This is a genomic window from Streptomyces sp. NPDC005266 (genome assembly GCF_040607655.1).
Lineage (GTDB): Bacteria > Actinomycetota > Actinomycetes > Streptomycetales > Streptomycetaceae > Streptomyces.
Genome location: NZ_JBEXHC010000027.1, coordinates 92366 through 105617 on the forward strand (window position 1 = coordinate 92366; position 13252 = coordinate 105617).

16 protein-coding genes are annotated in these 13252 nt (G+C 69.0%); 8 read left to right on the top strand and 8 right to left on the bottom strand.

The genetic code is table 11. The features are described from left to right. Positions 1-168 precede the first annotated feature (168 nt). A complete protein-coding gene (locus tag ABZU99_RS32050; protein WP_355951435.1) occupies positions 169-618 on the top strand; it encodes a helix-turn-helix transcriptional regulator in 450 nt (149 codons plus the stop codon). Positions 619-685: 67 nt separating this feature from the next. On the opposite strand, the gene ABZU99_RS32055 is transcribed toward ABZU99_RS32050, so the two are convergent. Together ABZU99_RS32055 and ABZU99_RS32060 are read right to left on the bottom strand one after the other, a co-directional pair. Next, entirely contained in the window at positions 686-1288 is a 603-nt protein-coding gene (locus ABZU99_RS32055) for an ATP-dependent Clp protease proteolytic subunit (protein ID WP_355951437.1), read from the bottom strand. 1 nt (position 1289) lies between these two features. Next, entirely contained in the window at positions 1290-1943 is a 654-nt protein-coding gene (locus ABZU99_RS32060; RefSeq protein ID WP_355951439.1) for an ATP-dependent Clp protease proteolytic subunit, read from the bottom strand. Positions 1944-2195: 252 nt separating this feature from the next. On the opposite strand from ABZU99_RS32060, the gene ABZU99_RS32065 reads away from it, so the two are divergent. Continuing rightward, the gene (locus tag ABZU99_RS32065; protein WP_355951440.1) at positions 2196-2786 is read left to right on the top strand and encodes an HD domain-containing protein; all 591 of its coding nucleotides are present in this window, start codon (positions 2196-2198) and stop codon (positions 2784-2786) included. A 134-nt stretch (positions 2787-2920) separates the two neighbouring features. Here the strand turns inward: ABZU99_RS32065 and ABZU99_RS32070 are convergent, their stop codons facing one another. The 6 genes from ABZU99_RS32070 to ABZU99_RS32095 form a co-directional block, all read right to left on the bottom strand. Beyond that, a complete protein-coding gene (locus ABZU99_RS32070; RefSeq protein ID WP_355951443.1) occupies positions 2921-3481 on the bottom strand; it encodes a GAF domain-containing protein in 561 nt (186 codons plus the stop codon). Then, complete coding sequence (locus ABZU99_RS32075) at positions 3453-4118, bottom strand: ATP/GTP-binding protein (RefSeq protein WP_355951446.1); 666 nt, start codon at positions 4116-4118, stop codon at positions 3453-3455. The genes ABZU99_RS32070 and ABZU99_RS32075 overlap by 29 nt, the downstream gene beginning before the upstream one ends. Next, the gene (locus ABZU99_RS32080; RefSeq protein WP_355951449.1) at positions 4096-4479 is read right to left on the bottom strand and encodes a DUF742 domain-containing protein; all 384 of its coding nucleotides are present in this window, start codon (positions 4477-4479) and stop codon (positions 4096-4098) included. Before ABZU99_RS32080 ends, ABZU99_RS32075 begins: the two co-directional genes overlap by 23 nt. Before the next feature lie 3 nt (positions 4480-4482). Further along, the gene (locus tag ABZU99_RS32085; RefSeq protein WP_355951451.1) at positions 4483-4905 is read right to left on the bottom strand and encodes a roadblock/LC7 domain-containing protein; all 423 of its coding nucleotides are present in this window, start codon (positions 4903-4905) and stop codon (positions 4483-4485) included. Continuing rightward, a complete protein-coding gene (locus tag ABZU99_RS32090) occupies positions 4895-6598 on the bottom strand; it encodes an ATP-binding protein (RefSeq protein ID WP_355951453.1) in 1704 nt (567 codons plus the stop codon). Before ABZU99_RS32090 ends, ABZU99_RS32085 begins: the two co-directional genes overlap by 11 nt. A 378-nt stretch (positions 6599-6976) precedes the next feature. Beyond that, a complete protein-coding gene (locus ABZU99_RS32095) occupies positions 6977-7198 on the bottom strand; it encodes a hypothetical protein (RefSeq protein ID WP_355951455.1) in 222 nt (73 codons plus the stop codon). Positions 7199-8068: 870 nt separating this feature from the next. Here ABZU99_RS32095 and ABZU99_RS32100 point away from each other — a divergent pair. The 6 genes from ABZU99_RS32100 to ABZU99_RS32125 all read left to right on the top strand — a co-directional run. Beyond that, positions 8069-9319 (top strand): helix-turn-helix transcriptional regulator, encoded by a 1251-nt coding sequence (locus ABZU99_RS32100; protein WP_355951458.1) that lies wholly within the window; start codon positions 8069-8071, stop codon positions 9317-9319. 155 nt (positions 9320-9474) lie between these two features. Beyond that, complete coding sequence (locus tag ABZU99_RS32105; RefSeq protein WP_355951460.1) at positions 9475-9843, top strand: hypothetical protein; 369 nt, start codon at positions 9475-9477, stop codon at positions 9841-9843. Further along, entirely contained in the window at positions 9840-10031 is a 192-nt protein-coding gene (locus tag ABZU99_RS32110) for a hypothetical protein (protein WP_355951462.1), read from the top strand. Before ABZU99_RS32105 ends, ABZU99_RS32110 begins: the two co-directional genes overlap by 4 nt. After that, positions 10031-10270 carry a hypothetical protein gene (locus tag ABZU99_RS32115; RefSeq protein ID WP_355951465.1) on the top strand — a complete coding sequence of 80 codons (240 nt, stop codon included), beginning with the start codon at positions 10031-10033 and terminating at the stop codon, positions 10268-10270. The genes ABZU99_RS32110 and ABZU99_RS32115 overlap by 1 nt, the downstream gene beginning before the upstream one ends. Positions 10271-10532: 262 nt before the next feature. Further along, positions 10533-10862: a trypco2 family protein gene (locus ABZU99_RS32120; protein ID WP_108708239.1), complete on the top strand. Its 330-nt coding sequence runs from the start codon at positions 10533-10535 to the stop codon at positions 10860-10862. Between the two features lie 61 nt (positions 10863-10923). Then, positions 10924-13252 (top strand): trypsin-like peptidase domain-containing protein (locus ABZU99_RS32125; RefSeq protein WP_356228098.1); only part of this gene is annotated, 2329 nt, incomplete at its 3' end.

Below are 13252 nucleotides of genomic sequence, written 5' to 3' on the forward strand. Positions count from 1 at the left end.
AGCCCAGCAAGCGTGAATAAGGACAAGCAACACGGTAGAGGCCGCCACTGACAACGGGCCCGGCCTCGCGGTCACCGGCACCTCAGGACCGGAAACCGACCCGCGCGATTCGCCAAGGGCAGAACGCCGTTCCCTTCCCACCCGGCACAACGCTTCTACGCTGAAGGGGTGAGCAGCCACGCGTCGAACCGCGCCCGCGTCATTCCCCTGCGCCCGGCGACGGCGGACCCCGCCGACGCCACCGGCCCCGAGACCAGGGAGCCGGTCAAGGAGCCGCTGTGGCGGCATATCGTCGGCGGTGTTCTGCGCCGCGAGCGCCTCGCCCAGGAGCGGACGCTCAAGGACGTGGCCGACCAGGCCCGAATCTCGATGCCGTACCTCTCCGAGCTCGAGCGCGGCCGCAAGGAGGCATCGTCCGAAGTCCTCGCGGCCGCCGCCCACGCCCTCGGCCTCGGCCTGGCCGAACTCCTCGCCCTCGCCCAGGGCGAGCTCGCCCGCCTCACCTCCACCGTTCCGGGCGCTGGGCGCCGCGACGGCACGGCGACGTCCCTGGCGACGCGAAGCGTCGGACGCGCGGGGCACGCCGGGCGGCGGGGCGACGTACGCCTGGCCGCCTGACGCCTCACCCCCGCGCCCTCACCACCTCACAACCGCGCCCTCACACCGCGCCCTCACACCCGCGCCCTCACACCCTGACCATCCGCCGGCTCAGCACCTCGTCGGCGAGCCCGTACGCCACCGCCTCCTCCGCCGTGAAGACCTTGTCGCGATCCATATCGGCGCGGAGGGTCGTGACGTCATGCGGGGTGTGCCGGGCCAGCACCTCCTCGACCTGCGAGCGGATCCGCAGCATCTCCTTGGCCTGCAGGCTGAGGTCCGAGACGGTCCCCTGCTGACCACCGCTCACCGGCTGCCCCAGCAGCACCCGAGCGTGCTCGAGTACGAACCTCCGCCCGGCGTCGCCCCCGGCCAGCAGCACCGCCGCCGTCGAGGCCGCCTGACCGACGCAGAACGTGGAGATCGGCGCGGTCACGAAGGTCATCGTGTCGTAGATCGCCATCAGTGAGGTGAAGGAGCCGCCCGGCGAGTTGATGTAGATGGCGATCTCCTGCTCCGGGCTCGACGACTCGAGATGGAGCAGCTGCGCGATGACGACGTTGGCGACCCCGTCGTCGATCTCGGTGCCGAGGAAGATGATGCGCTCGGACAGCAGCCGGCTGTAGATGTCGTACGCCCGCTCCCCCTGCGTGGTGCGCTCGACCACGGTCGGAATCGTGTACTGCCCCATGTCAGATCCCCATCCGTCGCCGCGAACCGGCCGGCCGCACGTCGTCGAGCGCCTCGACGACCCCGTCGACCATCCCGTACTCCTTCGCCTGCTCCGCCGTGAACCACCGGTCGCGGTCACCGTCGTGGGAAATCGTCTCCACGCTCTGCCCGGTGTGCTCGGCCATGATCCGCTCGATGGCCCGCTTCATGAACTCGTGATTCTCGGCCTGAATCGCGATATCGGCCGCACTCCCCCCGATCCCGGCCGACGGCTGATGCATCATGATCCGCGAATTCGGCAACGCGTACCGCTTTCCCGCCGCCCCCACGGTGAGCAGAAACTGCCCCATGCTCGCGGCGAACCCCATCGCGAGCGTCGACACGTCATTCGGAATCAACCGCATCGTGTCGTAGATGGCCAGACCTGCCGTCACCGACCCACCGGGGCTGTTGATGCAGAGGCTGATATCCGTCCGCGGATCCTCCGCCGACAGCAGCAACATCTGGGCGCAGACCCGGTTCGCGGACACCTCGTCCACCTGAGTGCCGAGGAAAACGATCCGCTGCGTGAGGAGTTGCGCGGCCAGATGGTCGTCGAAACGCGTCGGCGCCGTATCCCCCTCGGCGGCACGCGGGCTCTGGGCTGGATTCCAGCCGGTGGCGAATGTTCGCATCGGTCCTCCCGATCGTGGCGGTCACCCGCGGCCGGTCGGTATCGACCGCGTTCCCTCCACCATCGGCCCGGCCATGGCGCCACGTAAGGAATCTCGGCCCGCAGCAGATTCGCCCGCGGCAGAGGGCGCCTCTGCGGATGCGTTCGCTTGACGAGGACCTGTCCGGCCCGCGGAAGACGCGAAACTCATCGGCCGCCGGAGATGTTGGACAGCCGCGACCCGAAAACGGAGCAGTGAGAGGAGAGATGGACCGTGGCTGATGACCTGCACGCGGTGGCACGCTTCCTGTTCGAGGCCGGCACCCTGAAGCACGCCCGGCGTACCGGCTGGTGGATGGCCGGGGTACGGGATCCGGAAAGCGTCGCGGAGCATTCCTGGCGCACCGCGCTGATCGCCTCGATCATCGCCCGGCTGGAGGGCGCCGATCCCGCGCGGGCCGCGCTCATGGCCGTCTGGCATGACTCGCAGGAAACGCGCACGGGGGATGTGAACCACCTGGCCAAGAAGTACGCCCCCAGCGCCGACCCGACCGTGGTGACCGCCGACCAGACCTCCGGCATGCCGGAAGCTCTCGCCTCCACGGTGCGGGAACTCGTGGGCGAGTACGAGGCGAACACGTCACCCGAGGCCGTCTGCGCCCGGGACGCGGACAAGCTCGAATGCCTTGTGCAGGGGGTCGAGTATGTGTCCCAGGGCTATGAGAACGCCCGGCGATGGATCGACAACAGCCGTGGCCGCCTGGTGACGCACACCGGGAGGCGTCTGGCCGACGAACTCCTGAACCAGGGCTCCCTCGACTGGCTGCGTGTGGCCATGGGAGAGAAGCCGTCCTCAGACCGCTGAGATCCCCTGCCCCCAGCCCGACGGTCCCGACCGGTACCGGTGACGTGCGCCGGCTCCGGTCAGGCGGGCAGGGGGCAGAGCTGCGCAACGCTCGACGGGGAGGCGGAGCACTCGAGAGGGACAGGCAGGCTCCCTCACGACTCGCCCGCCGCCCGCTCGATGCGCTCCACCAGCTCAGCGGCCATGGTCTTGATGGTCTCCAGCCCTTCGTGACCCCAGGGATGCGGGTCCTGGTCCACCACACAGATCGTGCCCAGCACCATGCCCGTGGAATCGATCAGGGGCGCTCCCAGGTAGGAGTGGATCCCAATCGCATCGACCACGTGATTCCCGGCGAAGCGCGGAAAGTCACGGACGTCCTCCAGCACCAGGGCCTTGCGCCGCCTGACCACATGCGGGCAGAAGCCGATGTCGAAGTCGCGCGGCATCACCCGGCCGGGCACGGGCTCCTCGAGAAGGGGGGAATCCAGCCGCACGTGGGTGTCGGAGGCCGCGCTGTACAGGCCCCCGTAGTACTGACGGTTCGCGTCGATGAAGAAGTTGACGCCCGAGTAGCAACCCCCGGTGCGCTGCGCCAGTTCACGGGCGAACTCGTCGTACTCCGGAACGGGCTTGTCCTCGATCCCCAATTCCTGGAGCCGGCGTGACCGGGCCTGGGCCTCGGGGTCATCCGGAGGGAGAAGCAGATGACGCATGGCGATCCCTCTCTCCGCTGCGGAGGGAGGCCTGTACCCCATCGCTGCCATGGGAACTCCTTGAATTGATCAGATGTTGCACGAGGGAAAGTAGAACCCGGATGCCGGAGCTGGAAAGGCGAGCGTCACACGCGACCACCGGCACCTCCGGTCTGAGGTCGAGTGCCGCCCGCACCTCGTCCGGCTGATAGCGGTGCCCCCCGTCGAACTCGTTGACCGCGACGAGGAAGTCGATGCCACGCGATTCGAAGAAGTCGACCGCCGCGAAACAGTGGTCCAGGCGGCGGGTGTCGGCAAGCACCACCGCGCCGAGCGCACCGGCCGACATCTCGTCCCACATGAACCAGAAGCGCTCCTGACCGGGCGTGCCGAACAGATACAGCACGTGCTGGGGGCTGAGGGTGAGCCGGCCGAAGTCCATCGCGACCGTGGTGGTGGCCTTGTTCTCCACCCCGTCCAGCCGGTCCGTGGCGGCACTGACCTCGGTCAGCAGCTCCTCCGTGGACAACGGCTCGATCTCGCTGACCGCTCCCACAAGGGTGGTCTTGCCCACCCCGAAGCCCCCGGCGACAAGGATCTTGATCCCCATCGGCAGGGACTCGGCGCCGGGCGCCTCAGAGTCGTTTGAGGAGCCCATCCCGCAACGCCTCCAATAGTTCTAGATCGGGAGTGGGACGTGGCCCACCCGGTGCCATGCTGAACGGCCGTATGACGACCGCGCCACGCTCCAGCAAGTCGGACAGCAGCACTTTGATCACCGTTGCGGGCATCCGGGTGTGCGCCGCGATCTCAGCCACCGTGACCGGCGTCCGGCACAGCTCAAGCACATGTGCGTGATCCAGTCCGAGTGTGCCCCGAAGCGCGGTACCGGTGGCCGCCACCATGGTCATCAAGTCGAAGTGGCAGGTCGGTTCGGTGCGTCCGTCGCTGACGGTGTACGGGCGGACCAGCCGCCCGGCCGCCTCGTCGAGCAAGGGCCCATCCGGGGCATCCGCCATGTCTCACTGCTCCACCGACTGCCGGGGAGGGGCCCCCAGATGGGGACGGACGCTCTTGACCATCATGGCCATCTCGTAGCCCAGCACCGACGCGTCCGCTTCACGCCCGGCGAGCACCGCCAACAGGGCGCCCTGCCCGGCCGCGGAGACAAACAGCATCGAGTTGCTGAGTTCGGTCACGACCTGCCGCACATCGCCGCCGTCGTCAAATCGCTTGCCGGCGCTGCGGGCCAGCGAATAGAGCCCGCTGGCCAACGCCGCCATATGATCCGCCGCGTCTTTGTCCAGGCCGTCCGAAGCCATCACCAGACCGTCCGAAGACAACAGCAATCCGCTTCGGGTATGCGGTACGCGCTGCACCAGGCCGCTCAAAAGCCAAGAAAGATCTTCGCTCGCCACGATCGCGCACTTCTCCTCAATTAGCATGGGTTTCGGGGGGCTCTTCGGCTTCCCTGATTTCTTTCACGTCCGTGGATTCCTCGGCCAGCCGGATGCCGGTCTGAAAGGCGGCCATCAGGCCGGGATCGTGCTCGACTTCTTCCGGCGCCACCGCAGCGGCCTGGGAGGGCTGCCGCAGTTCCGGGGAGAGGTGCTCCTGACGGCGGCGCTTGGGAAGCGCGGGGCGGCCACCTTCCGACGTGGGGCCCGGGGCGGGGGCACGGGGCGGCTCGGGCGCGGGTGCGGGTGCGGCTACCGGCGCGGGTGCGGCTACCGGCACGGGGGCGGCTGTCGGCGCGGGTCCGGCTACCGGCGCGGGTCCGGGTGGGGCTACCGGCGCGGGTCCGGGTGGGGCTACCGGCGCGGGGGCCGCCGCCGGCGCGGGGACCGGGGCAGCTGCGGGCGCAGGTGCCGGTGTTGATGCGGGCGCGGGCGTCGGCGCGGCCGTGGATGCCGGTGCGGCCGTGGATGCCGGTGCGGGGACGGGCACGGGGCCTCGGGCCGCGGGCGCGTCCTCCCCGCGGGCTCGTTCCGCCGAGTCGACGACAGGGGCGGTGACGCCGGACGGCTGCTGCTGTGATTCCGCCCCGTCCTCGGGCTGGCCCAGCAGCTCGTGCGGCAGCACCACCACCGCCTGCGTACCGCCGTAGACATTGCTCTGCAGCTGTACGGCGATGCCGTGCCGCCGGGCGAGCGCGGAGACCACGTACAGACCGATGCGGCCGTCCTGGAGCAACTCCCCCAGCGCGATCCCGTCGGGGGAAGCGAGCAGGGCGTTCATCTGCTTCCGCTCGCTGGAGGTCATGCCCAGGCCGCGGTCCTCGACCTCGATCGCCAGCCCGGCGTTGACGTGCTCGGCACGCAGCAGCACCTGGGTCTGGGGCGGCGAGAACACCGTGGCGTTCTCCACCAGCTCGGCCAGCAGGTGGACGACGTCGACGACCGCGTGCCCCCTCAGCGTCCCGTCCACCGGAGGCACCAGCTTGACCCGCGAGTAGTGCGCGATCTCGGCAACCGCCGAACGCAGCACATCGCTCATGCTGATCGGGCGGGTCCACTGGCGGTGCGAGACGGCGCCGCCGAGAACGGCGAGGTTCTCGGCGTACCGCCGGATACGGGTCGCCAGGTGGTCCACATGGAACAGGCCCTTGAGCAGGTCCGGGTTCTCGACCTCGTTCTCCAGGTCGTCCAGCAGCCCGATCTCGCGGTGCACCAAGGACTCCAGCCGTCGGGCCAGATTGGCGAAGACCTCGAACTGCTCGCCGCCCCGGGCCCGCGCCGCCAGCTCCACAACGGCGGCCTCGGCGGCGCGCTGAGCGGACGCGATCTCATGCCCGAGCCGATCGAGGGCGTCCCCCGCCGGCTGCGCCGTCGGGTCCTGCTGACGCCGTACCAACTGCTGGCCACGTTCGATCTGCTGGCGCAGCGCGGCCAGTTCGGCTTGGCCGCGCGCCGCGAAGTCGCTCAGCTCGGCATAGCGGCCCGTGACCTCCCGCGCCCTCGCGGAGGCGAACAGCCCCGCCCCCATGAGGATCGAGCAGATGAACAGCGACACGCCCGTGAACAGCCCCCAGAAGGCGCCCCTGTCGACGTGGGCCACATCCGCGGCGAACATCAGGGCGGCGGCCGCGGCTCCGGTGATCGCTACCAGCCCGGCAGGCACCACCGCGAGAAGCACCATGCGGCGCTGAACCGCACCGCTCTGGCCACCCTTTGGCGGATTGTCCGGAACATGCCACGCGTGGGCGTCGGCTGACGTCATCTGCTGGTGGGCATGAGCGGGCGGCATCGAAGGTTCCTGCATAACAGTCCCTGGTTGCATATCGGCCAGCTGGCCGAGAGTGTGCGAGGCACGTTACCTCGCGTGGCACTTCACGTCACGAGTGGTTACCTCGTGGGGAATGATCTACCAGACGGTAGGTTCCCGAGCTGAACCCACCCCCTGAAGAAGTCGTGAACACCGCAGGTCGAATCCTCCTGCCCGGGGCACAAGCGGAAGGGCCGGCCCAGGAGGGTTTCCTCCGGGCCGGCCCTTCGTCGACCGGCGGTCAGGTGCCGGTCAGACGGAGAAGCTGCCGCCAACGTGGGGCGCCTGGCCGAGGGTGCTCAGGGCCTGGCCCTTGACCGCGTCGACCTGAGCCAGAACATCGGCGTCGCTGACCGTGGTGGAGCCGACGGTGAGGCTGCCGTGCGGGGCCAGGCCACCGGCCAGGCCGCCGGCCACGTTGTCGAGCTCGGCGTCGGTGAGCTCAGCGGTCTGAACCTGGGGAGCGGAGTTCATGGTGAAACTTCCCTTCACATGGATATTCACAGGGGAGCGGCCCCGCTGGGGACAGGCGGCGGGCCGCGACCGCAGGCGTGCGACATCCGTTTCCGGAAACCTCCGCACGGCCCCAGCGGCGCAATGGATCCAATCACGGAGCACGCCGGGCATCCAATCAATCGACCCCCCGCCACAGCGACATCCGTGCCGCTGTGAACACGAATTGGCGGCAGCTTCTCTACATACTGGACGACGACCGGTATTGCCACGGCAGTCCGGAACGGGACACTCCGCACGAACGGAACACCATTCGGCGGGCCTTTGTGTCGATCCGGCAAACCCCGTGCCGCAGTTGTGCCTTCGATGTGGAGATTCACTGAAGCCGGACTGACACCACATCCTCGAGAACCGACCGTCGACGATCGACGGCGGACCGTGAACTGCGGAAACTACTCAGACCCGGCAGAAACGCAGGTCGCCCTGGTTCCGGGCAAAGGCGCAGCCAAAGGAACAACTCGCCCACCCGATGGCAGCCCCGGCCAATGCGCCGAATAGCTTTCGCTGATCGCATGCACCGCATGCTTGGTCCCCGCATAACACCGGTTGTCGCATCGGTCACCCGACGACCACTCATGGAGCTGACATTGACCAGGGGGCTACATCAGCTCGGCGCGGATGTATCAGGAGATGAGATCGCTGCACGACGCTGTGACCCGGGTGGCTCGAAGCTGGAGGCGCTGACCGGACAGAGCGCTCAGATCCAGGACCACGATGCGCACGGCTGGACGTGCGGGGGCTCTCGTCGTGCCTGAGAGTGAACCGCCTCACGCGAAAAGGGCCCTGCCCCATACCCTGGCAGTGACGAGCTGGACAGAGAGAGGCAAGGCCATGCCATCTGATGCTACCTCTGACCCACTGGACCACCCGCTGGTCTTCGGCCAGCGCATGCAAGTCCTCCGCACCCGCCGGGGCATGAGCCGCACCCTCCTCGCTGGGCTCCTCGGCAGGTCCCCGAGCTGGGTGAAACAGGTCGAGAACGGAACTCTGCACACGCCTGCCCTCCCCATGATCCTGCGCATTGCTGAGGTCCTCCGGGTGCGCGACCTCGCTGAACTGACCGGCGACCAGACCAAGTCCATCGACCTCTTCGTCGGCCCCGGCCACGCCAAGCTGCCCGCTGTGCGCGCCGCGATCAACACCTTCCCCCTCAGTACCGACCGTGAGGCACCGTCCGCATCGCACCTCAGTGCGCGTCTCGCAAGCGCCTGGTCTTCCCGGCACTCCGCCCCCAATCATCGCGACGTGATCGGCGGGCTCCTCCCGCACCTCATCCGGGACGCCCAACTCGCCGTACGGCAGTCCGACCGGGCCGAGGACCGCCGGGCAGCGCAAACCGTACTCTCCGAGGTCTACTCGCTGTCCCAGTTCTTCATCGCCTACCAGCCCGACTCCGCGCTCCTTTGGCGCGTGGCCGAACGCGGCATGGTCGCCGCCCAGGAGAGCGAGGACCCCCACGCCATCGGCGTCGCCGCCTGGCTCACCGCACAGGCCCACCGCGACAGCGGCCCCGCCCACTTCGACGCAGCCGACGCGATCATCATGGAGACGCTGCGCTACCTCAAACCGCTGCTGCCAGAGGCATCAGACGATGTGCGAGCCATCGCGGGCGCGCTGCAGTTCGAGGCCGGGTACACCGCTGCCCGCCGCGGGGACACCGGCACGGCGTGGGGCTACTGGGACACCGCCCGCAAGACGGCCAAGACGCTGCCCACCGGCTACTACCACCCGGTGACGTCCTTCTCCCAGGCCATCATGGGCGCGCACGCGGTCACGGTAGCCGTCGAGCTACACGCGGGCGGGGAGTCCGTTCGGCAGGCCGCGGCGGCGGACGCCGCGACGATCCCCTCCCGGCCGCGCCGGGCCCGGCACCGGATCGAGGAGGCCCGCGGCTACCAGCTGGACGGGCAGCCGGAGGCCGCGCTGGCGACGCTGGACAAGGCGTACGAAGCTGCGCCGGAGACGATCCGCTACAACGGATACGCCCGGCGCATCATCCTGGAGGAGACCGAGTCGAAGTGCCCGGCGCATCGCCGTCGAGCTGCGGAACTCGCTGTGAAGATCGGAGTATTGGCAGCCTGAACCGACGTTCGAGGGGCAGAATCTCTGCCCCTTCTCCGCCCCCGGCGCTCTTACGCTCGGTTATCACCTGATCACCGATGACGCCGGGGGCTCCCGTGCAGACCCACAGCAGAACACCCGCGCCTTGGACTCCACCGACGGGCAGCGACGTAGAGATGGTCGAAGTCGGCCCGCACTGGGACGCTGTACGCGCCCCGGTCCCCATAGGCGAACGCGCCCTCAAGCTGCTCAGTGACGCGACCGGCGCAGTCATCGCCGACTACGGCAGCATGTACTGGCTCATCCCTCCAGGACGCGCCCAGTACTGGCGGCGGCTACGGCACGTGCAGGCCCTCGGCGCTCACCACGCCGAGGTCACCTATGTCGGCGTGCCCTCGGCTACGCGCACCAGCGGCCCCGGCCTGCACTGGCGCATCCCGGTCGGCCCCGGCCGCTACCTCACCGACGCGGTCCAGCTGCGCGACGCGCTGGCAAAGGCGGCCGTCGCCGAGCTCGGCTCGGCCGAGGAGGAGACGGTCCGGTGACCTCTCGCATCTGCTACCGCTGCCAGCGGCCGACCAACAAGCCGATCCCAGTCGTGATGGAGCACGGCAGCAGCGCCGCGAGCGCGACCATCTACGCCTGCCCCAGGCACGACACCGACTACCCGCAGCGCGACCGCCCGCGTGACCTCACCACGGCGTTCCGGGCCAGGCCGCAGGAGCAACCCTGATGGCGGCCCAGCAGCCCGCGCCCGGGGTCGAGGCCGAGGAGGAGTGGCGCACGGCCATCGACCACGCCGCGGGCTGCCGCGGCTGCCTGACCCCCGGCGCCGGATGCGAGACCGGCGAGGCCCTGCTGGACACCTACAGCCGTACGCTCCGCGCCCAGCGCCTCGGGAGCGCAGCAGCTAGGCAGAGGTTCCGGGGCGAAGCCAGCAGATTTACAGCGGGCTGGCCCCCTTCGGCCTGAGCAGGCCTTTTTCTCGTTCCTGACCAATGGGGGACACCTGGGGCCGCCGAGGTGTACCGCCCCAAGCAATTGAGGGGCGTGCCATCCCAACCTGCGCGCCCTCTGTACGGCATCACTTGCACGTCGTACTCCGTTTGGGTGACGGGTGGAACCGATGCGGTGGGATGGCGGTCCTCTACGACGTGCAATCCCCTGCGGGGCGTGATGCGACGGTACTGCCGTGGGCGCTGTAGGGGCCGCTTGGATGGGAGGGCAGGGCGGCATGGAGATTGAGCTGGCGGATGCGGTGGCAGCGTTGCGGGATGAACTGTTGGAAGCCGCGGCGCGGGGTGCGGGGCAGAACCTTGCCTTTCAAGTCGGGCCGGTGGAACTTGAGTTCGCGGTGGAGTTGCGAGCGGATGCCAAGGTGAAGGCGGGGTTCAAGGCATGGGTGGTGTCCGCGGATGCGGAGGCCGGGATAGCGCGGGGCCGTACGCATCGGGTGAAGATCGCCTTGACTCCTAAGAAACCCGGCGGCGGGGATCTCCTCGTTCACGGCAGTCCTGAGCGGCAGCAGGGCCCGGGGAGTGTCGAAGACCGGATCGAGGACTGACTTCATCCCGGGCCCGGGGCTCGGCGTGAGATGTATCGGGGCGGGGATGATTCGTGAACGTGTGGTGGCCGTCGACGGCCACAGCGGGCCAGGCTCGGGCTATGTGATCAGTGACCGCCTGGTGCTGACCTCTGCTCACGTCGTCCCGGCCCGGGATGGGGCAGTGAGTTTCTTCCGGCCGGGCCGGAAGGAGAGTTACACGGCGAAGGTGGTGTGGCGTGGTACGCCGGGCGGCCGGGATGATGCCGCCCTGCTCCTGATCGACGACCCGGCCTGGCAACCGCTCACGAGTCCGGCGGTTCAATGGGGCCGACTGGTCACCAGCCGGCCGGGAACGACATGCCAGACCGTGGGCGTCCCGAACATGATCCAGCGGCCCGACAGACCGGCGGAGTTGTGGCAGGCCACCGGCACGGTCAATCCCGTCACCGGCAGGGTCGACAACCGGCACATCGTCACGGTTGCCGAGCACCCGCCTCAGTCCACGGATGGGAGCCCGTGGGGTGGCCTGTCCGGGGCGGCTGTCTTCTGCGGTGACCTACTCACTGGCGTGATCGCTGCTGACCTGGCCGGACTGGCCCATGCCGGCTTGCACGCCGTTCCGCTGTACGTGCTGCTGCACATCCCTGCCTTCCGAGACACCCTGGCCCAGCACGCGCCGGAGGCAGGCACGGGGATGGAGGCGGTGGAGTGGCAGGGGCTGGCGGATGTCACCGACACCCGCAACGTAACCGCCTTCCATGCGGTTTCCTCTCCCGCGACGCTGCTGAAGGCGCGGCGGGCGGTCGTCCCCTTCCGTGGACGCGACGAGTTCCTTACCGAACTGCGTGCGTGGGCTGGTCTGCCGGGTTTCGGGGCGTGGCTGATCCACGGCCCGGGCGGGGAGGGCAAGACCCGACTCGCCCACCACTTCGCCACCCTGCTCGCCGATCAAGACCGGTGGGCGGTGCTGTGGCTGCGCGCCGACGCTCCGGCCAGCTCATTGGATGTGGTGGCATCGGCCGCCGCGCCTGTGTTGATTGTCGTGGACTACGCCGAGACCCGCACCCCCCAGCTCACCGACCTCTGCCAGGCCCTGGCCCGGCACGGCATCGGCATGGGCGCCGGCACACCGGTGAAAGTGCTGTTGCTGGCCCGTACCGCGGGAGACTGGTGGCAGACCCTGCAAGCCAAGACCCCAGCAGTCGAAGAACTGCTGGACGGCACGCCCGTCACACACCTGAAGGTCCTGGAACCCGAGCCCCGGGACCGGCTGGACGCCTACCGGGAGGCGGCCATCAGCTTCGCCGGACAACTCCCCTACGTCCAAGGCTGGCAACACCACGACTGGCCAGCACTGGCCCACCAGCTCACCGACAGCATCTCAGCGGCTGCGATGGAACAGGTGGGCATGAGCACGGCTCTGACCCTGCACATGACCGCCCTGGCCGACCTCCTAGATGCCGCCCAGCCACCCGATGCCGCATCAAGTCCCGGACATGCACGGGATGTGGAAGACCGGCTGTTGCGCCACGAATGGCGCTATTGGGAACACTCCGCCGTCGCTCGCGCGCTTCATCCCGCGCTGACCATGGACACCCTCACTCACGCCCTGGCTGCCGCATTCCTGCTCGGCGCGCCCGACCATCAACAAGCCGACAGGCTTCTCGCCAAGGTTCCCGGACTGTCGGATCAGAGCGAGGACCGTCGCAGCAGCGTGCACCGCTGGATCACCGGGCTGTATCCCCCGACCGCTGACGGCGTGTGGGACAGTCTCCGGCCGGATCGACTCGCCGAACGCTTCACCGGACGCCACCTGCTGGCCCACCCCCACCTGCCCGACCGGATCCTGCCCGGAGCTACCGAGGCCCAAGCCCGACAGCTTTTGACCATGTCCACCCGGGCCGCCACCCACCCACCCCTGCGCCGCCCACTTGCCCCCCTGCTCACCGAACTGTGCCTTCGCCACCCTGACACCCTGGTGACAGCAGCAATCGAGGTCGCCACCCAGACCGAAACCCCAACACCGCTCCTTCACGCCCTGATCCGGATCACCGATGCTCCCGACACCACCCTCGACACCCTGCAGCAACTCTCCGACCGGCTCCCGCACACGAGCCACAACCTCGCCGAGACAGCCGCCCACCTCGCTCAGCGACTCACCGACCACTACCGCGCCCTGGCCTCTACCGATCCCGACGCCTTCCTGCCCAACCTCGCCATGAGCCTGAACAACCTCTCCGGCCGGCTGGGAGATCTGGGGCGGCGTGAGGACGCACTGACCGCCATCGAGGAAGCCGTCACCGTCCGCCGGGAACTGGCCGCGGCGCGTCCCGACGCCTTCCTGCCCAACCTCGCCACGAGCCTGAACAACCTCTCCATCCGGCTGGGAGAGCTGGGGCGGCATGAGG